The organism is Mesorhizobium waitakense, assembly GCF_056431085.1.
This window is the reverse complement of sequence record NZ_JBWKME010000051.1, coordinates 129,321-155,511: the sequence shown is the minus strand read 5'-3', so window position 1 is coordinate 155,511 and position 26,191 is coordinate 129,321. Positions and strand designations below refer to the sequence as shown.

At 63.2% G+C, this 26,191-nt stretch carries 27 protein-coding genes; 13 read left to right on the top strand and 14 right to left on the bottom strand.

Going from position 1 to position 26,191, the window contains the following annotated elements; all coding sequences use genetic code 11:
* Positions 1-45: 45 nt before the first annotated feature.
* The 3 genes from AC07FD_RS12835 to AC07FD_RS12825 form a co-directional block, all read right to left on the bottom strand.
* On the bottom strand, positions 46-795 hold the full coding sequence (locus AC07FD_RS12835; RefSeq protein ID WP_478350166.1) for an N-acetylmuramoyl-L-alanine amidase: 750 nt from the start codon (positions 793-795) through the stop codon (positions 46-48).
* On the bottom strand, positions 792-1,511 hold the full coding sequence (locus AC07FD_RS12830) for a TerB family tellurite resistance protein (RefSeq protein WP_477302015.1): 720 nt from the start codon (positions 1,509-1,511) through the stop codon (positions 792-794). The genes AC07FD_RS12835 and AC07FD_RS12830 overlap by 4 nt, the downstream gene beginning before the upstream one ends.
* Positions 1,512-1,686: 175 nt before the next feature.
* Positions 1,687-1,947, bottom strand: a complete 261-nt coding sequence (locus AC07FD_RS12825) for a hypothetical protein (RefSeq protein WP_109668284.1) — start codon at positions 1,945-1,947, stop codon at positions 1,687-1,689.
* A gap of 191 nt (positions 1,948-2,138) precedes the next feature.
* Here AC07FD_RS12825 and AC07FD_RS12820 point away from each other — a divergent pair, with 191 nt between their 5' ends.
* From AC07FD_RS12820 to AC07FD_RS12810, 3 genes are read left to right on the top strand one after another with little or no spacing between them, the layout of a single operon-like run.
* Positions 2,139-5,762: a hydantoinase B/oxoprolinase family protein gene (locus tag AC07FD_RS12820; RefSeq protein ID WP_478350165.1), complete on the top strand. Its 3,624-nt coding sequence runs from the start codon at positions 2,139-2,141 to the stop codon at positions 5,760-5,762.
* Between the two features lie 31 nt (positions 5,763-5,793).
* Positions 5,794-7,092, top strand: coding sequence for a BtaA family protein (locus AC07FD_RS12815; RefSeq protein ID WP_478350164.1), 1,299 nt, complete (start codon positions 5,794-5,796; stop codon positions 7,090-7,092).
* Complete coding sequence (locus AC07FD_RS12810) at positions 7,089-7,766, top strand: class I SAM-dependent methyltransferase (RefSeq protein ID WP_478350163.1); 678 nt, start codon at positions 7,089-7,091, stop codon at positions 7,764-7,766. Before AC07FD_RS12815 ends, AC07FD_RS12810 begins: the two co-directional genes overlap by 4 nt.
* Here AC07FD_RS12810 and AC07FD_RS12805 read toward each other — a convergent pair.
* On the bottom strand, positions 7,758-9,137 hold the full coding sequence (locus AC07FD_RS12805; RefSeq protein WP_478350162.1) for a serine hydrolase domain-containing protein: 1,380 nt from the start codon (positions 9,135-9,137) through the stop codon (positions 7,758-7,760). The two genes, AC07FD_RS12810 and AC07FD_RS12805, sit on opposite strands and share 9 nt — an antisense overlap.
* 283 nt (positions 9,138-9,420) lie before the next feature.
* Between AC07FD_RS12805 and AC07FD_RS12800 the strand changes: the two genes are divergently transcribed.
* Both AC07FD_RS12800 and AC07FD_RS12795 read left to right on the top strand, forming a co-directional pair.
* A complete protein-coding gene (locus AC07FD_RS12800; protein ID WP_478350161.1) occupies positions 9,421-10,224 on the top strand; it encodes a glycoside hydrolase family 25 protein in 804 nt (267 codons plus the stop codon).
* A gap of 181 nt (positions 10,225-10,405) precedes the next feature.
* Positions 10,406-11,584: a lytic murein transglycosylase gene (locus AC07FD_RS12795; protein WP_478350160.1), complete on the top strand. Its 1,179-nt coding sequence runs from the start codon at positions 10,406-10,408 to the stop codon at positions 11,582-11,584.
* 159 nt (positions 11,585-11,743) lie between these two features.
* Here the strand turns inward: AC07FD_RS12795 and AC07FD_RS12790 are convergent, their stop codons facing one another.
* Positions 11,744-12,964 (bottom strand): alanine racemase, encoded by a 1,221-nt coding sequence (locus AC07FD_RS12790; protein ID WP_478350159.1) that lies wholly within the window; start codon positions 12,962-12,964, stop codon positions 11,744-11,746.
* A gap of 309 nt (positions 12,965-13,273) precedes the next feature.
* On the opposite strand from AC07FD_RS12790, the gene AC07FD_RS12785 reads away from it, so the two are divergent.
* Positions 13,274-14,191: a DMT family transporter gene (locus AC07FD_RS12785; RefSeq protein WP_478350158.1), complete on the top strand. Its 918-nt coding sequence runs from the start codon at positions 13,274-13,276 to the stop codon at positions 14,189-14,191.
* Positions 14,192-14,618: 427 nt separating this feature from the next.
* Here AC07FD_RS12785 and metF read toward each other — a convergent pair whose 3' ends face one another.
* On the bottom strand, positions 14,619-15,536 hold the full coding sequence (metF, locus tag AC07FD_RS12780; protein WP_478350157.1) for a methylenetetrahydrofolate reductase [NAD(P)H]: 918 nt from the start codon (positions 15,534-15,536) through the stop codon (positions 14,619-14,621).
* Complete coding sequence (locus AC07FD_RS12775; protein WP_478350156.1) at positions 15,536-16,543, bottom strand: ArsR/SmtB family transcription factor; 1,008 nt, start codon at positions 16,541-16,543, stop codon at positions 15,536-15,538. The genes metF and AC07FD_RS12775 overlap by 1 nt, the downstream gene beginning before the upstream one ends.
* Positions 16,544-16,673: 130 nt before the next feature.
* On the opposite strand from AC07FD_RS12775, the gene tsaA reads away from it, so the two are divergent.
* Entirely contained in the window at positions 16,674-17,213 is a 540-nt protein-coding gene (gene tsaA, locus AC07FD_RS12770) for a tRNA (N6-threonylcarbamoyladenosine(37)-N6)-methyltransferase TrmO (protein WP_478350155.1), read from the top strand.
* Complete coding sequence (locus tag AC07FD_RS12765; protein ID WP_478350154.1) at positions 17,210-17,527, top strand: DUF2293 domain-containing protein; 318 nt, start codon at positions 17,210-17,212, stop codon at positions 17,525-17,527. The genes tsaA and AC07FD_RS12765 overlap by 4 nt, the downstream gene beginning before the upstream one ends.
* Before the next feature lie 12 nt (positions 17,528-17,539).
* Here the strand turns inward: AC07FD_RS12765 and AC07FD_RS12760 are convergent, their stop codons facing one another.
* Positions 17,540-18,043, bottom strand: a complete 504-nt coding sequence (locus AC07FD_RS12760; RefSeq protein ID WP_478350153.1) for a hypothetical protein — start codon at positions 18,041-18,043, stop codon at positions 17,540-17,542.
* Positions 18,044-18,200: 157 nt separating this feature from the next.
* On the opposite strand from AC07FD_RS12760, the gene AC07FD_RS12755 reads away from it, so the two are divergent.
* Positions 18,201-19,163: a D-amino acid aminotransferase gene (locus AC07FD_RS12755; protein WP_478350152.1), complete on the top strand. Its 963-nt coding sequence runs from the start codon at positions 18,201-18,203 to the stop codon at positions 19,161-19,163.
* A gap of 132 nt (positions 19,164-19,295) precedes the next feature.
* On the top strand, positions 19,296-20,135 hold the full coding sequence (locus tag AC07FD_RS12750) for an SDR family oxidoreductase (RefSeq protein WP_478350151.1): 840 nt from the start codon (positions 19,296-19,298) through the stop codon (positions 20,133-20,135).
* Positions 20,136-20,212: 77 nt separating this feature from the next.
* On the opposite strand, the gene AC07FD_RS12745 is transcribed toward AC07FD_RS12750, so the two are convergent.
* Positions 20,213-20,830 (bottom strand): MOSC domain-containing protein, encoded by a 618-nt coding sequence (locus AC07FD_RS12745; RefSeq protein ID WP_478350150.1) that lies wholly within the window; start codon positions 20,828-20,830, stop codon positions 20,213-20,215.
* Between the two features lie 5 nt (positions 20,831-20,835).
* A complete protein-coding gene (locus tag AC07FD_RS12740; protein WP_478350149.1) occupies positions 20,836-21,477 on the bottom strand; it encodes a TetR/AcrR family transcriptional regulator in 642 nt (213 codons plus the stop codon).
* Between the two features lie 125 nt (positions 21,478-21,602).
* Between AC07FD_RS12740 and AC07FD_RS12735 the strand changes: the two genes are divergently transcribed.
* From AC07FD_RS12735 to AC07FD_RS12725, 3 genes are all read left to right on the top strand, one after another.
* Positions 21,603-22,025, top strand: a complete 423-nt coding sequence (locus AC07FD_RS12735) for a tautomerase family protein (protein WP_478350148.1) — start codon at positions 21,603-21,605, stop codon at positions 22,023-22,025.
* A 29-nt stretch (positions 22,026-22,054) separates the two neighbouring features.
* On the top strand, positions 22,055-22,453 hold the full coding sequence (locus AC07FD_RS12730; protein WP_478350147.1) for a VOC family protein: 399 nt from the start codon (positions 22,055-22,057) through the stop codon (positions 22,451-22,453).
* Positions 22,454-22,571: 118 nt separating this feature from the next.
* Positions 22,572-23,150 carry a methyltransferase family protein gene (locus tag AC07FD_RS12725; RefSeq protein ID WP_478350146.1) on the top strand — a complete coding sequence of 193 codons (579 nt, stop codon included), beginning with the start codon at positions 22,572-22,574 and terminating at the stop codon, positions 23,148-23,150.
* Between the two features lie 8 nt (positions 23,151-23,158).
* On the opposite strand, the gene AC07FD_RS12720 is transcribed toward AC07FD_RS12725, so the two are convergent.
* The 4 genes from AC07FD_RS12720 to tam all read right to left on the bottom strand — a co-directional run bounded on the left by AC07FD_RS12720 (position 23,159) and on the right by tam (position 26,186).
* Positions 23,159-23,575, bottom strand: a complete 417-nt coding sequence (locus AC07FD_RS12720) for a GFA family protein (RefSeq protein WP_478350193.1) — start codon at positions 23,573-23,575, stop codon at positions 23,159-23,161.
* A gap of 174 nt (positions 23,576-23,749) precedes the next feature.
* On the bottom strand, positions 23,750-24,871 hold the full coding sequence (locus tag AC07FD_RS12715; protein ID WP_478350145.1) for a beta-ketoacyl-ACP synthase III: 1,122 nt from the start codon (positions 24,869-24,871) through the stop codon (positions 23,750-23,752).
* A 109-nt stretch (positions 24,872-24,980) separates the two neighbouring features.
* Positions 24,981-25,316: a hypothetical protein gene (locus AC07FD_RS12710; RefSeq protein ID WP_477301980.1), complete on the bottom strand. Its 336-nt coding sequence runs from the start codon at positions 25,314-25,316 to the stop codon at positions 24,981-24,983.
* 102 nt (positions 25,317-25,418) lie between these two features.
* Positions 25,419-26,186: a trans-aconitate 2-methyltransferase gene (gene tam, locus AC07FD_RS12705; RefSeq protein WP_478350144.1), complete on the bottom strand. Its 768-nt coding sequence runs from the start codon at positions 26,184-26,186 to the stop codon at positions 25,419-25,421.
* Positions 26,187-26,191: the final 5 nt, after the last annotated feature.

Here is a 26,191-nt window from a genome sequence, read left to right as displayed (position 1 = left end):
ACTTAAGGACTGGAAAGAGCACTTTGGGAGCGGCTTCCCCCGTGGTCAAGACCTTACGGAAGCAAGCAGCCTTTCTAGCGTCCGCTGTGTCGAGCCATCGGCAACACCATCCACTTTGCGCGGCCGGAAATGTCGCTGAAACGCTTCGACTACAATCTCTGTCTGCCGGTCGAAAATGCCGGATATCTCGACGCCATAGCCATAGAGCGCCAGCATCGACTGCAACGCCTCGACATCGGCGCCGGTCTCTCCGGTCTTGAGCACGGCCCCTCGCCTGACGGGTGCGGCCGCCACGAGATGGCCGACGCCGGCTGCAAACAGCGTCCGCCATGGAAACTTCTCGCCCGGATCGATCTTGCGCCCCGGCGCCACGTCGGAATGCGCCAGCACCCGCTCGGCAGCAATCGAGTGCCGACCTGCGATCCCGGCGCACAAGCCGATCACCGCATCGATCTGCCGTCTGGGAAAACCGGGATAGCCCAGCGAATGTCCCGGATTGACGATCTCGATGCCTATCGAACAGGAATTGATGTCGGCGCGTCCGAACCACGAGCTCTTGCCGGCGTGCCAGGCGCGATCGCTTTCCCTGACCATCTGCACGATGTCGCCATTCTCATGCACAAGATAGTGCGACGAGACCTCGCTGGCCGGATCGCACAGCCATGCTTCGGCGCCGGTCGCCATTCCAGTGTAATGCAGCACGATCATGTCGGGCCTGAGCGTGTCGCGCCGCGGACCAAAATTCGGCGATACCCTGACCTCGGCGCTAGGCTCGTCGGGCAGGAAGCCGCTCATGCGTGCCGCAGGCCCCGCTCGATCATCTCATAGGCGGCGTTGATCGCCGCCACCCGGGTCGTTGCGATCTTGATGAACTCCTGCGGCAGGCCGCGCGCGATCAGCCGGTCCGGATGATTGTCGGAGACCAGCTTGCGATAACGCTTCCTGACCTCTTCGAACGGCTTGCCGCGTTCGATGCCGAGCACAACATAGGGATCACCGGCGCCGAGATTGACGTGCCGCGCCATGATGCTCTCGTAATGGGCCTCGTCGATGCGGAAAATCTCGGCGATACGATGCAGGAAGTGGCCTTCGCGCTCATGCACCAGCCCATCGGCCTTGGCGATGTGGAACAGACCGTCGAGTATGTCTTCCAGCATCACGCAGTTGGAATGGCCCGAGCCGCACAGTTGCGCCATCCGCTCGGCATAGGTTTCGAAACCGGCGACGTCGCGCTGGGCGAGATCGAACAGCCGCGCCACATTGCGCGTCTCCTTCGGCGGTACCTCGAATATTTCCTGGAACGCGCGCACCTCGTCCTGGGTCACGATACCATCGGCCTTGGCCATCTTGGCCGACAGCGCGATCATCGCCACCGAGAAGGCGACACGCCGGCGCAGGTCAGCGTCGCCGGAGAAAACCGTGCGCACGGCCTCCACGACGTCGGCAACGCCCGACGAGGTTGAGGATGAAACGCGCGTGATGAACTCGCCAAGGCGATCCCAAATCGACATGGCCTGCTTCTTAGGGCCACGGCCCCTTGCTATCAAGCCGGGACAGTGCCGCAGCCTTGGCGCAACCGGTCGCTGTGGCGCCGAAGGGGATGTAGCCACGGGGCGCGGACAATATGAGAAAGGCCGGCGCACAAGCCGGCCTTCCTCAATCATCACACGAGTACTGCTTTGCTGACTACTGCGCGGGCGCAGGAGCTGGTGTTGCCGGAGCCGGCTCGGCAGGCTTCTCGGGTGTGATGCTCTTCGTGGTCGAGTTATCGGTTGCCGGAGGCGTTGCGGCCGGCGGCGTGGCTTCCGGCGTCGCCGGCTTCATCGGCTGCTCGGCGGCCGGCGGATTGGTGCTCTGGGTGGTGGTGTTGTCCGTGCCGCTGTCGCTACAGGCAGCAACGCCGAGCAACGCCAAAGCGGAAACGGACGCAAGAATGAGCTTTTTCATAACATCTCTCCTTCACTACACGTTCACGTTGCGGTGAACGGTCGAAGGGGAAATGCATCAGACGGCCATGAGTTTCGTAACGTTGCGTTTCCATATGTAACATCATCTGGCCCGTTTGCGATTGCCCGTCAGACAACGGCGAACTAACAGGATGTGTTGAACAAATCGAACTGAAACTGCTGGGTGCTGTCATGACCGCGACGTGGGATTTCTGGATCGATCGCGGCGGCACCTTCACCGACGTCATCGGCCGCGACCCGCAAGGCGGGCTGCATCCGCGCAAACTTCTCTCCGAAAATCCCGAAGCCTATGCCGATGCCGCCATCCAGGGCATTCGCGACCTTCTCGGCCTGTCCTCCGGCGGCGCAATCCCGCCGGGCCTGATCGGCGACATCAGGATGGGCACCACCGTCGCCACCAACGCCCTTCTGGAGCGCAAGGGCGACCGGGTTCTGCTGCTCATCACCAAGGGGTTTCGCGACGCGCTGAAGATCGCCTATCAGGCGCGGCCGGACATCTTCGCCAAGGAGATCATCCTTCCAGAACAGCTCTATGAGCGCGTCATCGAGATCGACGAGCGCGTGCGCGCCGACGGCAGCATCGAACGGCTGCTCGACATCGCCGCTTGCCGGCCAGCGATCGAGCAGGCGAAAGCCGATGGCATCGACGCCGTCGCCATCGTCTTCATGCATGCCTGGAAATATCCCGACCACGAGAAGGCGGTGGCAAAGGTCTGCCGAAAGCTCGGCTTCGGCCAGGTTTCCGTCAGCCATGAGGTGTCGCCGCTGATCAAGCTGGTCGGCCGCGGCGACACCGCCGTGGTCGACGCCTATCTGTCGCCGATCCTGTCGAGATATGTGCAGAAGGTGGCTGGGGAATTGGGCGCGGCGCCCGGCCAATCTCCCCACCTCATGTTCATGATGTCCTCTGGCGGCCTGACCGCCGCCGACATGTTCCAGGGCAAGGACGCGTTGCTATCCGGGCCAGCGGGCGGCGTTGTCGGCATGGTCGAGACGGCGAAGCTTGCCGGCTTCGGCAAGGTCATCGGTTTCGATATGGGCGGCACCTCCACTGATGTCGCCCACTTTGATGGCGAGTATGAGCGTGCCTTCGACACCGAGGTCGCCGGCGTGCGCATCCGCGCGCCGATGATGCGCATCCACACTGTCGCCGCCGGCGGCGGCTCGATCCTACACTACGAGGCCGGCCGTTTCCGCGCCGGACCCGATTCCGCCGGCGCCAACCCCGGCCCGGCCGCCTATCGCCGCGGCGGACCGCTGGCCGTCACCGACGCCAATGTCATGCTGGGCAAGCTGCAGCCCGATTTCTTTCCGAGGATATTTGGTCCCGCCCAGGATCAGCCGCTCGACGTCGAGACGGTGCGCGAAAAATTTACCGCACTGGCCGCCGAAATCGGCGATGGCCGCACGCCGGAGGCTGTCGCCGAAGGGTTCGTCACCATCGCCGTGGAAAACATGGCCAGTGCCATCAAGAAGATTTCCGTCCAGCGCGGCTACGACGTCACCGAATATCTGCTCAATTGCTTCGGCGGCGCCGGCGGCCAGCATGCTTGCCTGGTTGCCGACGCGCTCGGCATGGAAGCGGTGCTGATTCATCCCTTTTCCGGCCTGCTGTCGGCCTATGGCATTGGCCTGTCCTCGGTTTTTGCCTCGCGCCAGCAGGCGCTGCTGAAGCCGCTGGCGGAAGAGTCCAGAACCGAGATCGGCAACCTGATCGCCACCTTGAAAAAGGCCGTCATCGCCGAATTCGCAGTGCAAGGCATCGCCGAGGACATGGTTGCCGCAAAGCCGATACTGCACATTCGATATGACGGCACCGACACGACACTGCCGGTGAATTTCGAGGAAGACTCGATTTTCAAGGCCAAGCGCGATTTCGAAATTGCCCACAAGGCGCAGTTCGGTTTCGTCTATGACAACAAACCTATGATCGTCGAGACGGTCGGCGTCGAAGGCACAGACACCGGCGGCACGGGACGCGACGAAAGCGATTCAGCGCTCGAAGATATCGCCGCAAATCCTTCGGAGGTTGGAAAAATCTTTTCCGACGGCATCTGGCGCGACGCCGGCATCATTCGCCGCGAAGGGCTCAAGCCCGGGCATAGAATTGCCGGCCCTGCGCTGATCATCGAGCCGAACCAGACGATCGTCGTCGAGCCGGGCTGGCAGGCCAAGATCACCGCCAAGAACCATGTGCTGTTGCGCCGCGTCGAGGAGAAGCAGCGGCAGGCAGCGCTCGGCACCGAGGCCGATCCGGTGATGCTGGAAGTCTTCAACAATCTGTTCATGTCGATCGCCGAGCAGATGGGCGTGACGCTGCAGAACACCGCCTATTCCGTCAACATCAAGGAGCGGCTGGATTTCTCCTGCGCCGTCTTCGACCACAACGGCGCGCTGGTCGCCAATGCGCCGCACATGCCGGTGCATCTTGGCTCCATGGATCGTTCGGTCGAAACCATCATCCGGTTGAATTCCGGCGACATCCACCCCGGCGACGTCTTTGCCCTCAACTCCCCCTACAATGGCGGCACCCATCTGCCCGATATCACCGTGGTGACGCCGGTTTTCGACGACGCCCAGCAGAAAATCCTGTTTTGGGCCGCCTCGCGTGGCCACCACGCCGATATCGGCGGCACGGCGCCCGGCTCGATGACGCCACTCGCAACCACGGTCGACGAGGAAGGCGTGCTGTTCGACAATTTCCGCATCGTCGATCGCGGCCGCTTCCGCGAGAAGGAACTGGAAACGCTGCTTACCGAACACCGGTGGCCGGCCCGCAATCCGCATCAGAACATCGCCGACCTCAAGGCGCAGATCGCTGCCAACGAGAAAGGCGTCGCCGAACTCCACAAGATGGTCGCGCATTTCGGCCTCGATGTCGTCGAAGCCTATATGGGCCATGTCCAGGACAACGCCGCCGAGAGCGTGCGCCGCGTGCTGGAGCGGCTGCCGGACGCTTCCGAATATGAATATCCGACCGATACCGGCCAGCTCATCAAGGTGAAGATCACGGTGGATCGGCAAAGGCGCGAGGCGACTGTCGACTTCACCGGCACGTCGCCGGTCATGAAAAACAATTTCAATGCGCCCGAGCCGGTCGCCCGCGCGGCGGTCCTCTATGCCTTCCGCGTCATGGTCGAGGACATGATCCCGATGAATGCCGGCTGCCTGCGGCCAATCAACATCATCATTCCCGACGGCTGCATGCTCAAGCCCGCCTACCCTGCCGCCGTCGTGGCCGGCAATGTCGAGACCTCGCAACACGTCACCAACGCGCTGTTCGGCGCCATGGGCGCCATGGCCAATGCGCAGGGAACCATGAACAACCTGACCTTCGGCAACAAGCAGTACCAGTACTACGAGACGATCTGTTCCGGCTCACCCGCCGGCCAAATGAACTCCGGCCGCGGCTTTGCCGGCACTTCCGGCGTCCACACCCACATGACCAATTCGCGCCTCACAGACCCGGAAGTGCTGGAACTGCGCTTTCCTGTGCTGCTCGAGGATTTCCACATTCGGGAAGGTTCCGGCGGCAAGGGCAGATGGAGCGCCGGCGACGGCACCAAGCGCACCATCCGCTTTCTCGAGAAGATGGAATGCGCGATCCTGTCGTCGCATCGCAACCGTCCGCCGCAAGGCTTGGACGGTGGCGGCGACGGCGAAGTCGGCTCGACCAAGGTCCGCCGCAAGGACGGTGCGATCGACGTGCTGAAGGCCTGCGACCAGACCGTGCTTCAGGCCGGCGACGCCGTCATCCTGACGACGCCGACGCCGGGCGGGTTTGGCAAGGCCTGAACTTGCGTCAACAGGCTGTCACCGGCCTGTCATGACCCTGCGCTACCCGCTTGCGCCAAAGCAAATGGGGAATCACCTTGCCATGACGGACGTTTCCGCAGATCTGGTTTTTCGCCGCGGCAAGGAAGTCGGAAAGGCCGTCTACCAGAACCGCCCGCTGTCGAAAGCCGGCATTTCGGAGCGGCTGTTCGCCTTCCTGTTTTCCGGCCTCGTCTACCCGCAGATCTGGGAGGACCCCGATGTAGACATGGAGGCGATGCAGCTCGGCCAGGGTCACCGCGTCGTCACCATCGCCTCGGGCGGCTGCAACATCCTCGCCTACCTAACCCGTTCGCCGGCACAAATTGACGCCGTCGACCTCAACGCCGCGCATATCGCGTTGAACCGCATGAAGCTGGAGGCAGTGCGCCACCTGCCTTCGCAGGGCGACCTGTTTCGCTTCTTCGGCGCCGCCGACACCAGCCACAATTCGCAAGCCTACAACCGTTTCATCGCGCCGCATTTGGACCCGGTCAGCCGTCACTACTGGGAGCGCCGCAACTGGCGCGGCCGCCGGCGCATCGCTGTCTTCGATCGCAATTTCTACCAGACCGGCCTGCTCGGCCTGTTCATCGCCATGGGCCATCGCACGGCAAAGTTCTTCGGCGTCGATCCTGCCGGCATCATGCAGGCCCGCAACATCGGCGAGCAGCGCCGCTTCTTCAACGAGGAACTGGCGCCAGTCTTCGACAAGCCGCTGCTGAAATGGGCGACATCGCGCAAAGCCTCGCTGTTCGGCCTCGGCATTCCGCCGGCGCAGTACGATTCGCTGATCACGTCAGGTGACGGCACCATGGCCAGTGTGCTCAAGGCCCGGCTGGAAAAGCTCGCTTGCGATTTTCCGCTGGTGAACAACTACTTCGCCTGGCAGGCTTTTGCCCGCCGCTATCCGAACCCCGGCGAGGCTGCCCTGCCCGCCTATCTCGAAAAGCAGAATTACGAGACCATCCGCGGCAATGTCGACCGCGTTGCCGTCCACCATGCCAATCTGATCGAGTTCCTAGCCGGCAAGGATGCCGGCGCGGTCGACCGCTTCATCCTGCTCGATGCGCAGGACTGGATGACCGATGACCAGCTCAATGCGCTATGGTCGGAAATCACCCGCACCGCGTCGGCCGGCGCCCGCGTCATCTTCCGTACCGCCGCCGAGCCCAGCCTGTTGCCCGGCCGGGTCTCCAGTTCGTTGCTCGACCAGTGGAACTATCAGGACGAGGCTTCGCGCGAATTCTCGGCCCGCGACCGTTCGGCCATCTATGGCGGCTTCCACCTCTACGTGAAGCGTGCCGCATGAGCACGACCGAACTGCCGGCCAACCATGCCGAACTGATGGACGGCGTCTATCGCTGGCAGCGCCACATCTATGACCTGACCCGCAAATACTACCTGCTCGGTCGCGACCTGATGATCTCGGGGCTCGACGTACCGGCTGGCGGCACCGTGCTTGAACTCGGCTGCGGCACCGGCCGCAACATAATTCTTGCTGCGCGCCGCTATCCCGACGCACGCTTGTTCGGCCTCGACATTTCGGCCGAAATGCTGGAGACGGCCGGCGCCGCGATTGCCCGTGAAGGCTTGTCCGGCCGCGTCATGCTGGCAAGGGGCGACGCCACTGATTTCGATGCCGGCACGCTTTATGGCGTCGAGCGGTTCGACCGCATCTTCGTGTCCTATTCGCTGTCGATGATCCCCGGCTGGGAAAAGACGGTGTCGGCGGCACTTGCCGCGCTGTCACCGAATGGTTCGCTGCACGTCGTCGATTTCGGCCAGCAGGAAGGCCTGCCAGGCTGGTTCCGGATGGTGCTGCGCGGCTGGCTCAAAAAGTTCCACGTCGCGCCGCGCTCGACCCTGCGCGAGGTGCTGGAATCGGAATCTCGGCGAACCGGCGCAAGCTTCCGTTTCCGCACACTTTATCGCGGCTATGCCTGGCTCGCCGTTATCGGGCCGCGTCCACAAAAACTAGTGTAGCGCCGTCACCAGAGCCCCGATCATCGTCTGCGGACGGTAGCCGAGCTTGGCCGGCGTCAGCCCGAGCCGCACCACCACCAGTTGCTCCGAGGGAATGATGGTGACCGTCTGCCCGTCATGGCCTTCCATCCAATAGGTGTCCTTGGGCAGGCCCGCCGCCACGCCAGCGCCGGGCTTTTTCTCGTCGCCCGGTGCCTCGATCCACAACTGGCCCTTGCCGTAGACTTTCGAGGCGGGCGTCGGCTCCCGCATCCAGTCGACGAAGCCGGCCGGCAGCACCTGGTTGTCGTTCCACACGCCACGTTGCAGCAGGAACTGGCCGAAGCGGGCCCAGTCACGCGCCGTGGCATAGAGATAGGACGAGCCGACGAAGGTGCCCTGTTCATCGGTCTCGAGCACCGCGCTGTGCATGCCGAGCGGCTCGAACAGCGCCGTTCGCGGCCACGTCAGCGCCTTGCCCTTGTCGCCGATCGCGTCCTGCCAGAGGCGTGACAGCATCACCGCCGTGCCGCTCGAATAGGAAAACACCTTGCCGACCTCGGCCGCCAGCGGCTTGGCTTCGGCGAAGCCCGCCATGTCGGGTTCGAGGTAGAGCATGCGCGTGACGTCGGCGACGTCGCCATAGTCCTCGTTGAACTCCAGTCCACTCGACATCGCCATCATGTCGGCAAGGCTGATCGCGGCGCGGCCGTCCGCCTTCCATGGCGCGAACAGGCCTTTGTTGTCGACCGCCATCTTGCCGTCCTTGACCAGCGTGCCGACGATCGCCGCGTTCACCGTCTTGGTCATCGACCAGCCGAGCATCGGCGTCTTTGCCGAGAAGCCCGTGCCATAGCGCTCGGCGACGACGCGGCCATTCTTGACCACCACCACCGCGCGCATGCCGGTGCCGGTCAGCGCCGCATCGTCGAGCAGCTTGGCAATCACCGGGTCCTGTGATGGCTCGACCCGCTCGCCCTCCGGCCACAGCGCGTCCTGGCTGACCGCCGACGGTTCGACATAGACCGCCGTCCGTCGCGTCTTGCCGACATTGCCATCGGGAACCGAAGCGCAGCCCAGCCCGTCACGGGCGACGGCGAGGCTCTTGCCAAGGAAGCCGAGCAGGCTCGCCGAGACCGTTCCCCTGTTCTTGTCCACCGAGACCCGCATCAGCCGCAGCAGCGGGTGCCCAGGCGCCTGCACGTCGACCGCGAGCACCTCATTGGCGTCGCGACCGGCGATGAAGACGTTCGAGCAGACGATCTTGGCCGAATAGCCCGAGCCGACACGGATCAATTCCGGCGGTGCGATGTAAAGCCAGGCAAAGAGCGCGGCGATCGCCAGCACGACCAGGCCAAGCAGCCATTTGACGATCTTGGCGACGATCCGCATTTGTTTCCTCCCAGGCCCCTGCCTGACGCTTATGTCATCGATTTGCCGCCATTGCTTCCGCAAATCGCAGTGCTTGTCGAGCGCCGTCAACCTGATATCAACCATGTTCGGCGATCAATGCATGTCGCCCAAAACTGCGCAGCGGTTTTGGGACAACGACATGCACGACAACGAAGATACCGGGCGATGCTGTGGGGCGATCGCTCGTCGGGGGCCAGACCAAGCGCCGGCCATCAATGCACAGACCCATCAGCGACCGGCTGAATCCGGCTCGGGAGTTGCGATGCGCCGTCTTGCGGGCCTCATCATGCTGACGCTGCTTAGCGCCTGCTCGACGGTGGACGATCTCTCGCCGCTGTCGCCGTCTGCGTCCAGTAGCCCGACGACGGTTGCCGTGCGCGCGCCGCGCTTCGCCGATTCCAAGCCGCATGAATGGGACAGCGGCGCGCCGTGGAACTATGCCGTCCACGGCACCGATGTGTCCAAATATCAGACGTCGGTCGACTGGCCGGCTGCCAAGGCCAGCGGCATCTCCTTCGCCTTCATCAAGGCGACCGAGGGCGGTGACCGCTTCGATGAATATTTCAACGAACACTGGGCCCGCACGAAAGCCGCCGGCGTTCCGCGCGCGGGCTACCACTTCTTCTACTTCTGCACGCCCGCCGCCCAGCAGGCGCGCTGGTTCATCCAGAACGTCCCGGTCGACCGCTCGGCGATGCCGCCGGTCCTCGACATGGAGTGGAACCCGAAGTCGCCAACCTGCAGGTTGCGTCCCGATGCCGCCACGGTGCGCGCGGAGATGACCACCTTCCTCGAAATCGTCGAACGGCACTATGGCAAGAAGCCGATCATCTACACCTCGGTCGACTTCTTCGACGACAACCAGCTATCGACCTTCCGCGGCTATCCCTACTGGCTGCGTTCCGTCGCCGGCCACCCGCGCGAAAAATACGGCAGTCACCCCTTCACGTTCTGGCAATACACCGGAACCGGCATAGTTCCGGGCATGACCGGCAAGTCCGACATCAACGTCTTCAACGGCAGTGAGGCCGCGTGGAACAAGTGGTTGCGGCAGAACACCCGTTGACACCGGTTCAACGGCAGCGAAGCCGCCCGAAACAAGGGCCTGCGGCAGAACACCGTTGACACCGGGCCTGCCGCCTGCTTTCGACACAGCCGGCGGCAAAGAGTGCAACCGCCGGTAATTCAGGGCGTTGGGCTTCCGTGGGGGGCACGACAAATGCCCTCATTCGTTCGAAAGGAAGCTGATGCGACTGCGGTCCCAAGCCCTCGCGGCGCTATTCTTGTGCGCCACGGCCTTGCCGGCGATGGCGCAGGAATGTGGCGGCGACTTCGAAGTCTGGAAGCAGGGCGTGGCGGCGGAAGCCAAGGCTGCCGGTGTCGGTGCCGTGGGTCTCGACGCGCTGGAGGATGCCACCATCGACGACAAGGTTCTGGCACGCGACCGCGCCCAGGGCGTTTTCACCCAGACCTTCATCGAATTTTCCAACCGCATGATCGCGGCCTACCGGCTGAAGCAGGGCGCGGCGAACCTGAAGAAATACGCCGATGTCTTCGCTCGTGCCGACCAGCAATTCGGCGTCCAGGCACCGATCATCGCCGCCTTCTGGGCGCTGGAGACCGATTTCGGCGCCGTGCAGGGCGATTTCCACACGCTGAGCGCCCTGGTGACGCTGTCCCATGATTGCCGCCGCCCGCAACTGTTCCGGCCCCAGATGGTGCCGCTTCTGGAATTGATCGATCGCGGTGTGGTGCCGGCCGATGTCAGGGGTGCCTGGGCCGGCGAGATCGGCCAGACGCAGATCCTGCCTTCCGACTATGTGGCGCGCGGCGTCGACGGCGATGGCGACGGCAAGGTCGACCTGCGCGGCAGCGTGCCCGATGTGATCATGACCACCGCCAACAAGGTGCTGTCGCGCGGCTGGAAACGTGACGAACCCTGGATCCAGGAAGTCCGCGTGCCCGACGACATGCCGTGGGACCAGACCGGGCGCACCAACAAATTGCCGCTGACGCAGTGGGCGCAATGGGGCGTCACCTACCCCAGCGGTGCACCATTGGTCGACAACGGCCTGAAAGCGGGCCTCGCGCTGCCCATGGGCCGCAAGGGGCCAGCCTTCCTCACCTACGACAATTTCGACGTCTATCTCGAATGGAACCAGTCCTTCACCTACGCGCTGACCGCTGCCAACCTCGCCGCCAGGCTGGCGGGCGCACCACAGTTCGATCCGCGCAATCCCGAGACCGGCCTCGACAATGAGCAGATGAAGGCGCTGCAGACGAAACTGGAAGCCAGGGGCTACGATGTCGGCACGGTCGACGGCATCCTCGGCACCAACACCCGCGAAGCGATCCGCAAGGAGCAGACGCGCCTTGGCCTGCCGGTGGACGGCTGGCCGACACCGGAGCTTTTGGCGAAGTTGTAAGTGAGTAGTCAGTAGTGAATAGTCATTAGTGAGGGCCTCAAGAGCCGCGCACCACTACTCACTACTCACTACTCACTACTCACTACTCACTACTCACTACTCACTACTCACTACTCACTACTCACTACTCACTACTCACTACTCACTACTCACCACTCACTAATCAGCCATCGTCTCCAAACTCGCGAACCCCACCGGCGCGTCGCCTTCGTCGAACGGCGTCGTCACCTCGACGAAGGTGTCGGGGTAGAAGCCGTTGAAGCGGGTTCTGAGCGACAACGAATAGGCGCCGATATGGCCAATCTCGATCCAGTCGCCGGTGTCGACCGTTTCCGGCAGCCAGAACGGCCTTGACAGGATATCGACGGAATCGCAGGTCGCGCCGCAGACCTTGAACGGCACGATGTTCTTTTCCTCGCCATTGCGCGAGCGGATCGCCGGATCGGGGATGAAACGCGCCGGCAGCGTGATCTTGCCGGTCCAGGAGTCCGACAGCGACGCCCAGATGCCGTCATTGATGTAGAGCCGCTTGCCCTTGCGCAAGAGCACCCGCACGATCAGCGACAGGCAGCGCGCCACAATCACCCTGCCGGGCTCGGCAACCAGCGGTATCTGGTCGAACTGGTACTCCTTCAGGTCGCCGGAAAGCCGCGACATGATCTGACCGAGCGACGGCATCTCGATGTGCTTGCGGTTGGGATCATGCCCATACTCGGCCGGAAAGCCGCCGCCGACATCGAGCCCGGCAATGTCGAAGGTCAGGCGGTTGCGCACCCAGTTGGCTGAGGCCAGCGCCCGCTCATAGGTATCGGGATCCTCGATCTGGCTGCCGACATGGAAACACAGGCCGACCTTGTAGCCAGTGCGGTTCAGCCGCTCCGCCAGATCGACCGCATAGGCCGGCCCGGCGCCGAACTTCTTCGACAGTTCGTAGGCGGCAAGCCCCTTGGTCTGCACCCGCACGAACACGGCTATCGCGCCCGGATCGATGTCGAGCGCCCGCACCACCCGTGTCAGCTTGGTGATCTCGTCCTCATGGTCGAGCGAAATGACACGGATGGCGTACTTCTCCAGTGCCAGCTTGATGTCCGACTGCGCCTTGACCGGATGCATGTAGAGCATCTCGGCATCGGGTGAGACCGCGCGCACGGCGGCGAACTCGCCGGGCGAGGCGACGTCGAAAGCGGTGACGCCGGCCTCGACCAGCGCCTTGAGTACGATCGGCTCGCCATTGGTCTTGACCGCATAGGCGGTCTTGCCGGGGAACATGCCCATGAACTGCCTGGCATCCGCCATCAGCACCTGCGGGCGGAAGCAATAGACTGGATCGTCCGGGCGAAGCGCCAGTGCCGCCTCGCGGACATTCTCGAATCGCTGCATGGACGAATCCTCATCTCGGCTGCGCACAATTAATCCAAGCTAGCGGCTAGCGCATGACCCCGAAAGTCGATTTCGACTTTCGGAAAGGATCATGCGCCAGATATGAGTCTTGCAGCGTCCTTTGCGCGTCCCAGGACGCGCGGCGCTGCAATGAAAACAATTCTGTGTCTCGTGGCACTGACGCAGCTGCGCTAGATCCAAGTGGCAGTGTTTGCCATCAGTCAGGTTTCGGGTGGCCCTTGTCGCCAGACCCGATATGCGTTCTGGCTGACCGGCTGGCATTCAGGCCGTCTGGGGAGGACGATTGACATGGCAATGGCCGCGACATCAGCGCCACGCGGGCCGATGGTGCTCAAGGACTGGGGACAGCTCCTGCTGCTCGGTGCGATCTGGGGCGGCTCGTTCTTCTTTGCCCGCATCGCGGTGGCGGAACTTCATCCGCTGGTGCTGGTGCTGTTTCGCGTCGCCATCGCGGCGATCGCGCTGCAGCTCTATCTCGCCATTCGCGGACCGTCTTTCCGCCTCGCGCTTCCCCATGCTGGCCTGTTCTTCCTGCTGGCGTTCACAAACAATGTCATCCCCTTCTCGCTGATCTTCGCCGGCCAAACCCAGCTTGGCGCGGGCGTCGCTTCGGTGCTCAACGCAACGACACCGTTCTGGACTTTGATCCTCGCCAACGCGCTGACATCAGACGAAAAACTGTCCTGGAACAAGCTGGCCGGCATTGCGCTCGGTGTCGCCGGCACGGCGGTGATGATCGGCCCCGGCCTGCTTGCCGGGCTCGGCGGCCCGGTCTGGGCCAAATTCGCGCTGATCGGCGCGTCGCTGTCCTATGGCGTGGCGCTGATGGTCGCCCGCCGCTTCAAGGGCGTGCCATCGCCGGTCATCGCCACGGGACAATTGACCGCCTCGACCATCATCATGATCCCGATCGTGTTCTTCACCTATGGTCCGGCGGGCCTGTTCTCAGCCTCACCTCCGGTCTGGGTCGCCGTGCTGGCGCTGGCGCTTTTGTCCACCGCCTTCGCCTACATCCTTTATTTCAACCTCGTCGCCTCGGCCGGCGCCACCAATGCCTCGCTGGTCACGCTCATCGTGCCGGCCAGCGCCATGCTGCTCGGCTTCCTGTTCCTCGGCGAACGGCTTGAACTGTTCGAAATCGGCGGCGTGGTGCTGATCGCACTTGGCCTCGTCACTATCGACGGACGGCTGTTCGGAAGGCGTTAGCGCCGCGGTAGCGCTGCCATGACACGATAGTGACACATCGCCGCCACATTTTATTCACAGGTCTGAAGCGGGTTTTTGCCGAAGAGTTTCAATGCCTAACGGCAAAAGGCGGGTCGCAAATTTAGCAATTACGTCGCAATGCAGCACATTTTCCGCTTGCCTGTGGCACAAATGAACCTAGACTCTCGGACATAGCTCTTTAAGAGGAGGCTATGTCATGGGACTTACGAGGCCTATCAACGCATTGATGATCTGTGCTGCGTTCGCCTTCATCGGAGCCCTCATTATGGGCTTTCTTCCCTGACCCGCCAAGACGGGGAAGACCAGCACCACATAGTCAAAACCATCGAAAAAGGCCGGGTTTTTACCCGGCCTTTTTGCATTTCGGAAGCTCTTTGTTTGACGCAATTCCGAACGGGGAATTGCTCTAAGCCGCAGCCGAACCCGTCGCCTCGGCTTCGTGTGAGCGGATGCCGATCATGTGGCAGATGGCAAAAACCAGATCGGCTCGATTCATCGTATAAAAATGGAAATCCCCGACCCCGCGCTCGACCAGGTCCATGACCTGTTCGGCCGCCACCGCCGACGCCACCAGCGCGTGCGTCTGCGGATCTCGGTCAAGGCCCTCGAACCGCTCCGCCAGCCAGCCGGGCACATGCGCGCCGGCCCTCGCGGAGAAGTTTGCGACCTGCTTGAAACTGTGAACCGGTTGGATGCCCGGCACGATGGGGATGTAGATGCCGGCGCGGCGGACGCGCTCGACATAGCGCTCGTAGAGATCATTGTCGAAGAAGAACTGGGTGATGGCGCGCGTCGCACCATTGTCGACCTTGCGTTTCAGCATCTCGATGTCGGTGGCGAAATCGGGGCTTTGCGGATGCTTTTCCGGATAAGCCGCGACGGAGATGTCGAAATCCGCGATCTTCTTGAGTCCGGCGACAAGTTCCGCACCATTCTCGTAGCCACCGGGATGCGGGCGATAGGGTTCGCCGACACCCGAGGCCGGGTCGCCGCGCAGCGCAACGAATCGGTTGATGCCGATCGACTTGTAATCCTGGATGACCGCGTCGACCTCGTCGCGCGTTGCACCGACGCAGGTCAGATGCGCCGCGGCCGGAATAACGGTTTCCGTCAGGATGCGCTTCACCGTGCGGGCAGTGCGCTCACGCGTCGAGCCGCCGGCGCCATAGGTCACCGAGACGAATTTCGGCTTCAGCGGCTCCAGCCGGGTGACCGTGTCCCACAGCCTCGCCTCCATCTCGTCGGTCTTGGGCGGGAAGAACTCGAAGGAAACCCTGACCTTGTCGCCAATGTCGGGGCGGCGGGAAAAGCGGAACTGGTTCATCAGGCAATTTCCCTTATCTGCCTTGTGTCGTTGGAAGGGTCGGCGATCAGCAGGCGGCGGTCGCGCCCAAGCCAGAGCTTTACAGTGAGCCTGGCTTCGTTGCCGCCGCGCGGCTCGAACTCCTGGCTGTCCTCGAGATCGAGGCCGGCTTCCGCAAACCAGTCGGCGATCTGCCGGTCGGAAAAGCCGAGCCGCATATGCGCGTGTTCGTCGCGCAGGAATTCCAGCGTGTGCGGCGCGAAGTCGACGATGACCAGCCGCCCGGCCGGCCGCAAAAGCCGCGCCGCCTCGTGGATGGCGCGCGCGGGATCGTCGAGATAGTGCAGCACCTGGTGGATGGTGACGAGATCGAAGGCGTCGCGCTCGACCGGCGGCGCGAAGATATCGCCCTGCCGCACCTGAGCATTCGAAACGCCTGCCTTGTCGAGATTGGCACGCGCCACAGTCAGCATCTCGCGCGACATGTCGATGCCGACACCGCGCCGGTATAGCGGCGAGAAGATTTCGAGCAGCCGCCCGGTGCCGGTGCCGAGGTCCAGCATGGACTGGAACGGCCGCTTGCCGACCAGCTTCAGCATCGCGGCCTCGACGGCGCGGTCCGGCACATGCAGCGAGCGGATATGGTCCCAGCTTGCCGCATTCACGGAAAAATACTCGGCTGCCCGGTCCTGCCGCTTGCGTTTGACCGAGCCCAGCCGCTCGAGATCGCGCTCGACCTGCGGGTCGGCGCCGCGAATGCTGGAAACCAGCCCCATGACGAAGTCGCGCGCGGAATCCGCATCAGACAGGCGAAAGAAGGCCCACGACCCTTCCTGGTAGCGGCCGATCAGCCCGGCCTCCAGCAGTAGCTTGAGGTGCCGCGAAACGCGCGGCTGCGATTGACCGAGAATTTCGGTAAGATCGGAAACGGTGAGGTCGCCGCGCGACAACAGTGCCAATATGCGCAGGCGGCTGGATTCGGCCGCCGCCTTCAATGTGTCCACCATGGTGTCGAGCGAGACATGCATCAGAGTATTCTCTTTGAAAAAGATATAAACATATGTTTATGTCGATTTTCGCATCCTTGCAAGCGCTATGTCGCTTCCGGACAAGAAAATGCCGCTTGCGTGATCCCGACCAAACAGATGCGAGGGCGGAATGACCGGACCGCGTGAGATGTTCGAGGCGCGCGACGGCGAGCAGAAGCTGGAAAACGATCCGGCACTGATGCCAGCCGACGGCGGCATCGTCTTCATCGGCCGCATCACCTCGCCATGGACGACACGGGAGACCTGCCCCAAGAACATGCGCGCCGCGCGCGAGACCGGTCAGGCCGCGGTGCTGACCATCGATGCACCCTATCGCAGCGGCCTGCAGGGGTTGGAGCGCGCCAGCCACATCATCATCCTGTCCTGGCTGCACCATGCGCCGCGGACTCTGATTGTGCAGAAACCTCGCCATGCGGCTGAAGCAAAAGGCGTATTCGGCCTGCGCTCCCCTGCCCGGCCGAACCCGGTCGGCGTGCATGTGGCCAGGCTGGTCGGGCTCGACATCAGCACGGGCCGCCTCGATCTCGACGCCATTGACGTGCTCGACGGCACGCCGGTCATCGACATAAAACCCTACTTCGCCTCGACCGATGCCTTCGCCGAGGCGACCATCGAAGGGCGCGACGAGCCCAATCGGATTCGGCGATGAAAGCAGCGCCGACGGGACGCCGCCGCGCCATCGCCAAGGCGCTGACAGCACTGCTGCCGCTTGCGCCCTATGCCGACATGGAGAAGATCCGTGCGGATGCCGGTTCGGTTCACATGAAGACGTTGCCGCCGACCATCGCCGTGTGGTTGGCGACCATTGCCCACATCCGCCACGTGCACACCGATTATGAAAAACTGCTGGGCGAAGGCTATGACCGCGACTCGGCGCGTTTCTTCGTCATCGAGCAGACCAACATGATGCTCACCCGCTGGCGCGCGACACGCCTGCTTGACGCCGACGACGAGGAGGAATGAGGCAGTGGCCTGTTATTGCCGCGTCAACACGGCGACCGCATTGTAGGGCTGGCCGTCCGCCTGGCCGGTCCATGTCCAGGACAGATTTCCCTTGAAAAACCTGACGGTGATGTTGCCGCCGTCGATGCACTTGTCCTGACCGTAAGTGATACTCTCATGGTATTCCGCTGATGTCTCGTCCCTGGACGTCTGGGACAGGGATCCGCCGCAGCCAAGTGACGGATAGTCGATCGACGCACCGCCTTCATTGATCGTCATGGTGATCGACCAGTCGGCGCCGGTGGCCCCGGCCGGGCTTTGATGGCCGCTGCCGACCCAGGTGCCGCTCAGCGTCGGCACATTCACCGCGCAAGGCACGTTCTGGAAGATCGGCGTCAATTCGCTGCCGGTTTTCTCGCAGCGAAAGGTCTGGCCGCTCTGGCACAATTCCTCGCCTTCGCGCGCGCATTGCGCACTCGCTTGGCCTGTGGCGACAATAATCATCATGGCTGTGATGACGGTCCCGAACCTGCCCATGTCCCCTCCCGGTCAGAGCCCGCAACATAGGGCAAGTCCAGTCCAATGTATCGGCCGGATCGGCATCGAGGACGAACAGCACCTGTCGGCTGGCTCTATGCCTTCCGCGTGGCGCCGATAGCCTGCCGATCCTGCCTTGCGCGAGAGGACGTCCCCGATGAGCCAGACAATCGCAAGACAGGATGCAAAGCCACTGCCGACGGTCAGCGACCGCCCCGTCGACCCGCATTCCTATCCCGACGGGGTTGCCTTCCTCGACGGCCAGTACCTGCCGATGTCGCAAGCCAAGGTCTCGGTGTTGGACTGGGGTTTTCTGCATTCCGACGCTACCTACGACACCGTGCATGTCTGGAACGGCCGCTTCTTCCGCCTCGACCTGCATCTCGACCGCTTCTTCGGCGGGCTGGAAAAGCTGCGCATGACGATCCCCTTCGACCGTGAAGGCGTGACCGAAATCCTGCACAATTGCGTGGCGTTGTCGGGACATCGCAGCGCCTATGTCGAAATGCTGTGTACGCGCGGCGCCTCACCGACCTTCAGCCGCGACCCACGGCAGGCGGTCAACCGCTTCATGGCGTTCGCGGTGCCGTTCGGCTCGGTCGCCAATGCCGAGCAGTTGCAGCGCGGCCTGCGTGTCGCCATCAGCGACAAGGTGCGCATCCCGCCGGCCTCGATCGACCCCGCGATCAAGAACTACCACTGGCTCGATCTGGTGCGCGGCCTCTACGACGCCTTTGACCGCGGCGCCGAGACCGCGCTGATTCTCGATTTCAACGGCAATGTCGCGGAAGGCCCGGGCTTCAATGTCTTCTGCGTCAAGAACGGCAAACTGTCGACGCCGGCCATTGGCGTGCTGCCCGGCATCACCCGGCGCACCGTCTTCGATCTCTGCGCCGAACAAGGTCTCGCCGCCGTCGCGACCGACGTCAGTGTCGCCGCTTTGCGCGAAGCTGACGAGGTCTTCATCACCTCGACCGCCGGGGGCATCATGCCGGTGACGGAGATCGACGGCGACCCGATCGCGAACGGCAACGTCGGCCCGATCACCAACCGCCTGATGACGCTCTATTGGCAAAAGCACGACGACCCGGCATGGTCGAGCCCGGTGCAGTACCCCTGATCAACAAGGCGGTCCGTTCAAAAAGATATCCTTCGCCTCTGGAAAAACGCCGGATTGTCCGTATATGCCCAAAAGAGGAGAAGCCTCCGCTTTCACCCGAAATCACGCCCGCAGGGGCAAGGACTCCACATCATGACAAACAGGGTTTGGTTCATCACCGGATCGTCGAAGGGCTTTGGACGCGTCTGGGCCGAGGCCGCACTCGCCCGTGGCGATCGCGTCGCGGCGACCGCCCGCGATGCCGGCACGCTTGCCGATCTCGTCGAGAAGTACGGCGACAATATTGCCGCGATAAAGCTCGACGTCACCGACAAGAAAGCCGTCGACGCCGCGATAGCCGAGGCGCACAAGCGCTTTGGCCGGCTCGATATCGTCATCAACAATGCCGGCTATGGCCATTTCGGCGCCATCGAGGAAGTCAGCGAACAGGAAGCCCGCGACCAGATCGAAACCAATGTCTTCGGCGCCCTGTGGGTCACCCAGGCCGCGCTGCCGACCATGCGGGCGCAGCGCTCCGGCCACATCATCCAGATCTCGTCGATCGGCGGCGTCAATGCCTTTGCCTCGCTCGGCCTCTACCACGCCTCGAAATGGGCGCTGGAGGCCTTCAGCCAGTCGCTCGGCATCGAGGTCGCGGAATTCGGCATCCACGTGACGCTGGTCGAACCCGGCGGTTTCTCCACCGACTGGGCCGGCCCGTCGGCCAAGGTTTCCAAACCGATCGAGGCCTACGCGCCCGCCCGCGCCAAGATGGCCGAGCGCCGCGCCAACTCCGTCGCCGGCGATCCCGAGGCCACCGGACCGGCGATGCTGGCCATTGTCGATGCCGCCGAGCCGCCGCTGCGCGTGTTCTTCGGCGATGGCGGCCTGCCGATGATCAAGCAGGAATACGCCAACCGCATCGCCACCTGGGAAAAGTGGGACGACGTGTCCATCATGGCGCAGGGCGCGAAGAAAAACCGCAAGGCCTGAGGCCAGTTCGGAGATATCGCTACGCCGCCCCGGCGGCGTAGCCCTGCCCTATGCAGCATTCCGGTGCGGGCGAGAGCCTAGCTCTGATAGATCCACTGCTCCGGCACGCGCACCGATATCTCCTCGCCGGCCTTGATCGTTCCCGGCTTCTCGACCCAGGCGACAACGCCGCGCAGGCGCTTCGCCGATTTCGGGAACAGCAGCGCGCCGGCTTCAACGTCGGCCATGCCGACATGTTCGGCGATCGATCGCCCGGCGATGCGGCATGGTCCGTTCTGCGCGTCGACCTTGATGGTCACGCCGTCCTTGAAGAACAACAGCGTGCCGGCCGGCAGCATCGACAGATGCGGCACACCCTCGATCAAAAGGTTGGCGCCGATCCACTCAGGCTTGATCTCGGCAAGGCCCATGCGTTCGGCGACGATGGCCAGTTCGTCCGCCGCCACGACAGACAATTGCCGCTCATTGCGCATTTCGGTGCCGCGCGGATACCAGGATTCGCGCCCGCCCGAGCGCCGCGTCGCGCCAGCGTGGAAATCACCTGATATGCCATCGAAGCCCAGCCGCAACGCATCGACCGGGCGCGTCTCGAAATGATCCGCAGGCGCGACGTAAAGCGCCGCCACTTTGGCCACCAGCTTACGCGCCGGGACGATTTCGATCGGCTTTTCAGCCTCGGGGAACAGATCCAGCATCGGCTTCATTCCTTGGATGATGCGCCCTGTTTTTGCCCTTCGGCCGGCAAGGCCGCAAGAGCGGTTTGGGCCAAAGTGCGCAATTCTTCGACCGAAGCGCCGTCGCGCGCCTGGATCGACATGCCGTTCATGACGCCCGCCAGGTATTTGGCGAAGCCTTCGACGGAGACACCTTTCGGCAGGTCACCCATTGCCCGACCCTTCGCCAGCCGCTCGGCGATCGCCGCTTCACTTGCCTTGCGATAGGCCCTGAGTTCATCCGCAATGCCTTGCGCCTGCGGCGAGGCCGCCAGCGCACCGCTGACGAACAGGCAGCCACCCGGCTTGCCGGGCCTGGAATAGGCCTCCGCCGCGCCGAGCAGCAACCGCCGGATCGCCTCCCCCGTCGGCACCGGCGCGCTCAGCGCCTCCAGCGCAAAGCCGATCTCTGTTTGGTGGTAGCGCGTCAGCGCCTTGCGGAACAAACTCTCCTTGTCGGTGAAGGCGTTGTATATCTGCGGCGGCGTCAGCCCCATCGCCTCACGCAGCATGGCCAGCGACGTTGCCTCATAGCCATGCTCCCAAAACAGATGCATCGCCGCATCCAGCGCCCGGTCGAGGTCGAACGCGCGCGGCCGGCCGCCCCGAGGCTTTTCCAAATTATCCATAGTGATCGATACGAAACCTGTTGACTCGCCTTCTCCGCGTAACGTAACAATTGATACGAAACATGGCAAGCCGGAAGACATGTCCGCCGGCAAGACCATGGAAACCTGCGAAAAAGGAGAGCCAAATGCCAATCACCGTGACCGCGCCCGAAGGCGTACTGACCCCGGCGGGAGAGCGCGAGATCCTGCCGCGTCTCAGCGCCGCCCTCATCGAAGCCTCCGGCGCCACCGGCAATGCGTGCTTCACAGCGATTGTCGGCGGCACGGTCCACGTCCTGCCGCTGCATCGCATTTATGCCGGTGGCGCCAATCGGCCGGTCGTTATGGTCGAGCTGAAGTTGCCGAACATCGGCCTTGGTTCGATCGAAGCCCGAAATGCCTTCATCACCGAGGCCGCCGGGATTGTCGCCGCGCTCTGCGTACCCGGCCACCGGCCTGAAAACACCTGGATCAACATCGTCAATGCGCCCGACGGCGGCTGGGGTATCGGCAGCCGGCAATATTCAGGCGAGGCACTTGTCGCTGCCGCAACCGCCGCCGCGCAGTGATTTCGGCCGCGACGAACAGGAGCGAACCGATGCGGCTCTCCCCTTCGCTGTTCTTCACCACCAATTGCGAGCCGGCACTGGCCTTCTATGAACAGTGCGGTCTTGGCCAGGCAACGATCCTGCTGCGCTGGGGCGACAACACCATGCCGGTGCGAACCGCAGCCATGCGCGGAAAGGTGTTGCATGCGCGGTTCGAAGGCCCGGGCGTGTTGTTTCATGCCTCGGACAATGACGATGCCGAGCCGATGAGAGGCGCCGCCCTTTGCCTGGAATTCGACAGCCTGTCGGCGATGCGGGAGCTTTTCGCCCGCATGGCCGCGGGCGGCCGGATCACCGTCCCCCTGGCGCGGCAATATTGGGGAACCAGCTTCGGCATGCTGGTCGACGCCTTTGGCGTGCAATGGATGTTCAGTTGTCCCAATGAATGAGGTCCAGCGCGGATCACGATCTTCTTACCTGAAATTGGAACCAGTCCAGGCAACGCCGCATTGCTGCCGCGCCGTGCCGGCTTCATGGTGACGCCAGACCAAGTCTGCGGAGGTTCTCATGCGTTCCGGGACAGCAATCGCGCTGCTTTGGCTCATCTGGGTGGTGACCTGGGCCGCCGCCGCGCTCTGGGCCGATCCTGCCCAGAAACGCGCCGGGTTCAGGGTGGAGGTTCGCTATCGGATTCTCTGGCTGGTCGGCGCGGCGTTGCTGTTCATTCCAGCGCATGGCTATGAAGGCCGCCTCAGGTTGTGGATGCCTACCCTCGCCGAGGCATGGATCTGTGTCGTCCTGATCGCCATCGGCATCGCCTTTGCCTGGTGGGCGCGCCTGCATCTCGGCAGGCTGTGGTCAGGCACCATTGCCGCCAAGGCCGGGCACCACGTCGTCGATACCGGCCCCTATAGGCTGGTCCGGCATCCGATCTACACCGGACTGCTGGTGGCGATCCTGGCCACCATGGCGGCAAAAGGTACGGTCTGGGGCATTGTCGGAACCGCTTTGCTCATCATCGGCATCGTGACGAAGGCAAAACTCGAAGAACACTTCATGCGCGGCGAACTGGGCAGCGCCTATGACAACTATGCCAGGCAGGTGCCGATGCTGGTGCCGTTCGCGCCAGCTCGATACGGCAGGTAAGCGCCGTATCACCTTGATGTCTCTGCCGCACTGCTTTGCTGGAAGTGTTCGACAGCGCCATCGATTTGAACCCAATCATGTTTCGACTGCTCAAAAACCGACCTGACGGGGGGCGGGTAGTTCGGGTCTGCCAGCGCGCCGACCGCAACGCCGATCAAAGACGGCAGGTTGTCGGCTTTCCAATAGATGGTCGATCCGCAGTTCGGGCAAAAGTAGGTGTGGACCTTGCCGCCGCTTGCTGCATCGCGGGTAAACTCTTTCGCGGTTCCGGAGATGGCAACGGCGTCGATCGGATAAAAGGCGCCGACGCCAAATGGCGCGCCGGTCCTGCGTTGGCAGTCGAGACAATGACAGGCGACAACCAATCTTGGTGGTCCTGAAAGCGCCAGGGTGAGAGCGCCGCAGCTGCATCGGGCATCAGTCATTGGGAAAGCCTCCTTTTCCGTGTTGATTTCAAACCAAGACGCTCCCGAACGTCGGGAGTTTTTCAGAGTCAGGTCAGGCTGGAGAAGACAGCGCGAAGCGGCCGGCTGGGTGCGTGGACATCGGGATGCGCAGGGCCTTCGCAGGCGCGCATCACCTTGAATCAATATCCTGAATCAGAGCATTCTGAGAAGCGCGCCGCCGATCGAATACCCCGCGCCAAAGGCGCAGATCAGGCCGAAATCACCGGGCTTCATGTCGGCGTGGTTCTCCGACAGCGCGACGATGGCGCCGGCGCCCGCCGTGTTGCCGAGCCGCTCCAGCACCATCGGCGCGCGGTCGTGGTCGACCTCGTGACCGAACGACAGTTTCAGGATCATGGCGTTCATGCGCGCATTGGCCTGATGCAGCCAGAAGCGCCGGACCGCCTGCGGCGTCAGCCCGTGCTCGGCCAGGAATTCGACGATGAACTTGTGGCCGGCGACGGTGACTTCCTTGAACACCTTGTTGCCGACCTGCTTGATCAGATTCCCCTCCAGATTGATCATGTAGGGATCGTCCTGGGCGGTGCGAGTGTGGTAGCCCAGATTGGTGCGGATGTTGTTCGACATCTGCGTCCAGGTGCGCGTGTCCAGCACCTCGAAGCGCCCCGGCCGCTTCTCGCCCTGCGCCAGCCCTTCGACCACCATCGACACCGAGGCGTCGCCGAAGATGAAATGCGTCTGCCGGTCGCGAAAATTGAGATGGCCGGTGATGATCTCGGGCGTCGTCACCAGAATGCGCTTGTGCGCGCCAGACCGCACCAGGTTGACGGCGATGTGCAAAGCGGCTGCGGCTGAAGAGCAGCCGAGCCCCATGTCGAATCCGGCGCCCTTGGTGCCAAGCGCCGCCTGCATTTCGATGGCGATCGCCGGATAGGGCCGCTGGTGATGCGAGGCCGAGCAGATCACCAGGTCGATATCGGACGGCTTCAGCCCGGCATGGTCGAGAGCCTTTCGCGCCGAGGCAATGCCGAACTCGGCCTGAAGCGACAGCGCGTCATCGGCCCGTGCCGGAATGCGCGGCGCCATGCGGGTCGGGTCGAGAATGCCTTCGCGCTCGATCACGTGGCGTGTGCGTACGCCCGAGGCGTGGACGATGAAGTCGCTGTCCGATTTCGCCAGCGGCGCCTCGTCGGTGCCCTGGCGGCGCGCGTTCTCCATGTCGACCCAGGCATTGAAGCTGGCGACCAGTTCTTCATTGGTGATCTTGGGTTCGGGGATTTCAACGCCAATGCCGCTGATGATGACGCGATGCATGTGTCCAGTCCGTCCCATCCGCAGGCGTTGCGGGCTTCATGTGGGCGCCGAAACGCTCGGGCGCAACACTTTTCTCACCGAGGCGGTTTACGCCGGCTTAAATCTAACTTCACCAGGCGCACAGCTTGGTGTTGGTCTGCGGGTTGTTCCAGCAGGCGCCGTCGTCGCGACTGCGCACGAACTGTCCCGGCAGCGGCACATTGCGGCGGCCGAGATTGACATAGCCATAGGCAAAGCCCGGCCCGTCGATCTCCAGGACATAGGTCGGGTAGCCCGGCGCCGAGATGCGGAAGCTGCCCGCGTCGTCGATCGCCCTGTAGCTGCATGAGAAATAGCCGTCATCGCTGGTATAGCAACGCGCCCGCTTAGCCTCCGCCGAGATCGAGAACGCCAGAAGCACTGCCGCGCACACGCCGCCGCCGAAAAGCATCTTTTTCAGTGTCATCACCCACCCCTGCCACGGGCCATCGTGACCCAACGCGATGAAATGCGCACGGTGAAGAAACCGGGTCAAGCGGCCGCAATTGGCTCGTCGCAACGTGGATAATCAAGCCCGTTTGGCGACGATGAAGATGCGTGGAAAACGCAAAAGCACCTTGCCGTTAGCCGTCTTCGGATAGGCCCTGGCGATCTTGGCCGTGTAGCTGTCGAGGAACATTTTGCGCTCGTCCGCCTCGAGCGGATCGAGGAACGGTTTCAACCCGGTCGATTTCACCCATTCAACGATCGCCTCTGCGTCGGCAAGCGGATGGTTGTAGATGGTGTGCCAGATGTCCAGCCGATCGCTGAGCGGCGACAACAGATCATAATAGAACGAAACCGACGGCAGCGGAGCGCGCGCCGCACCCTTGATCTTGTCGGCAAACGGCATTTCGGCCGCGGTCGCCCGCATCAGGCGATGCGAGTCCTCGCCCATATTGTCGGGCATCTGAATGGCCAGCGCGCCGCCCGGGGCCAAAAAACCCATCAGCCGCTGGAAGACCGCCGGATGTTGCGGCAGCCACTGGAAGACCGCATTGGCGAAGATCACATCGACCGGCACCCCCGGCTGCCAGTTGGAGGCATCTGCCAGATCAAAGGTGACGTCAGGCAGGCGCGCCCTCGCCTTCTCGATCATGTCGGGCGACGTGTCGAAGCCGCTCACCTGCGCATCCGGCCAGCGCTCGACAAGCAACTCGGTCGAGTTGCCAGGACCGCATCCGATGTCGACGACCCGGCGTGGGAAATCCACCGGTACCTGCGCCGCGAGATCACGCGCGGGTCGCGTGCGCTCGTCCTCGAATTTCAGATATTGGGCGGCGGACCAATCAGCCATGTGAG

What these genes read in the sequence shown, in the direction of transcription:
- AC07FD_RS12835 (WP_478350166.1), bottom strand. Translation starts at nt 795, where the DNA reads ATGAGCGGCTTCCTGCCCGACGAGCCTAGCGCCGAGGTCAGGGTATCG.
- AC07FD_RS12830 (WP_477302015.1), bottom strand. Translation starts at nt 1,511, where the DNA reads ATGTCGATTTGGGATCGCCTTGGCGAGTTCATCACGCGCGTTTCATCC.
- AC07FD_RS12825 (WP_109668284.1), bottom strand. Translation starts at nt 1,947, where the DNA reads ATGAAAAAGCTCATTCTTGCGTCCGTTTCCGCTTTGGCGTTGCTCGGC.
- AC07FD_RS12820 (WP_478350165.1), top strand. Translation starts at nt 2,139, where the DNA reads ATGACCGCGACGTGGGATTTCTGGATCGATCGCGGCGGCACCTTCACC.
- AC07FD_RS12815 (WP_478350164.1), top strand. Translation starts at nt 5,794, where the DNA reads ATGACCCTGCGCTACCCGCTTGCGCCAAAGCAAATGGGGAATCACCTT.
- AC07FD_RS12810 (WP_478350163.1), top strand. Translation starts at nt 7,089, where the DNA reads ATGAGCACGACCGAACTGCCGGCCAACCATGCCGAACTGATGGACGGC.
- AC07FD_RS12805 (WP_478350162.1), bottom strand. Translation starts at nt 9,137, where the DNA reads ATGCGGATCGTCGCCAAGATCGTCAAATGGCTGCTTGGCCTGGTCGTG.
- AC07FD_RS12800 (WP_478350161.1), top strand. Translation starts at nt 9,421, where the DNA reads ATGCGCCGTCTTGCGGGCCTCATCATGCTGACGCTGCTTAGCGCCTGC.
- AC07FD_RS12795 (WP_478350160.1), top strand. Translation starts at nt 10,406, where the DNA reads ATGCGACTGCGGTCCCAAGCCCTCGCGGCGCTATTCTTGTGCGCCACG.
- AC07FD_RS12790 (WP_478350159.1), bottom strand. Translation starts at nt 12,964, where the DNA reads ATGCAGCGATTCGAGAATGTCCGCGAGGCGGCACTGGCGCTTCGCCCG.
- AC07FD_RS12785 (WP_478350158.1), top strand. Translation starts at nt 13,274, where the DNA reads ATGGCAATGGCCGCGACATCAGCGCCACGCGGGCCGATGGTGCTCAAG.
- metF (WP_478350157.1), bottom strand. Translation starts at nt 15,536, where the DNA reads ATGAACCAGTTCCGCTTTTCCCGCCGCCCCGACATTGGCGACAAGGTC.
- AC07FD_RS12775 (WP_478350156.1), bottom strand. Translation starts at nt 16,543, where the DNA reads ATGCATGTCTCGCTCGACACCATGGTGGACACATTGAAGGCGGCGGCC.
- tsaA (WP_478350155.1), top strand. Translation starts at nt 16,674, where the DNA reads ATGACCGGACCGCGTGAGATGTTCGAGGCGCGCGACGGCGAGCAGAAG.
- AC07FD_RS12765 (WP_478350154.1), top strand. Translation starts at nt 17,210, where the DNA reads ATGAAAGCAGCGCCGACGGGACGCCGCCGCGCCATCGCCAAGGCGCTG.
- AC07FD_RS12760 (WP_478350153.1), bottom strand. Translation starts at nt 18,043, where the DNA reads ATGGGCAGGTTCGGGACCGTCATCACAGCCATGATGATTATTGTCGCC.
- AC07FD_RS12755 (WP_478350152.1), top strand. Translation starts at nt 18,201, where the DNA reads ATGAGCCAGACAATCGCAAGACAGGATGCAAAGCCACTGCCGACGGTC.
- AC07FD_RS12750 (WP_478350151.1), top strand. Translation starts at nt 19,296, where the DNA reads ATGACAAACAGGGTTTGGTTCATCACCGGATCGTCGAAGGGCTTTGGA.
- AC07FD_RS12745 (WP_478350150.1), bottom strand. Translation starts at nt 20,830, where the DNA reads ATGCTGGATCTGTTCCCCGAGGCTGAAAAGCCGATCGAAATCGTCCCG.
- AC07FD_RS12740 (WP_478350149.1), bottom strand. Translation starts at nt 21,477, where the DNA reads ATGGATAATTTGGAAAAGCCTCGGGGCGGCCGGCCGCGCGCGTTCGAC.
- AC07FD_RS12735 (WP_478350148.1), top strand. Translation starts at nt 21,603, where the DNA reads ATGCCAATCACCGTGACCGCGCCCGAAGGCGTACTGACCCCGGCGGGA.
- AC07FD_RS12730 (WP_478350147.1), top strand. Translation starts at nt 22,055, where the DNA reads ATGCGGCTCTCCCCTTCGCTGTTCTTCACCACCAATTGCGAGCCGGCA.
- AC07FD_RS12725 (WP_478350146.1), top strand. Translation starts at nt 22,572, where the DNA reads ATGCGTTCCGGGACAGCAATCGCGCTGCTTTGGCTCATCTGGGTGGTG.
- AC07FD_RS12720 (WP_478350193.1), bottom strand. Translation starts at nt 23,575, where the DNA reads ATGACTGATGCCCGATGCAGCTGCGGCGCTCTCACCCTGGCGCTTTCA.
- AC07FD_RS12715 (WP_478350145.1), bottom strand. Translation starts at nt 24,871, where the DNA reads ATGCATCGCGTCATCATCAGCGGCATTGGCGTTGAAATCCCCGAACCC.
- AC07FD_RS12710 (WP_477301980.1), bottom strand. Translation starts at nt 25,316, where the DNA reads ATGACACTGAAAAAGATGCTTTTCGGCGGCGGCGTGTGCGCGGCAGTG.
- tam (WP_478350144.1), bottom strand. Translation starts at nt 26,186, where the DNA reads ATGGCTGATTGGTCCGCCGCCCAATATCTGAAATTCGAGGACGAGCGC.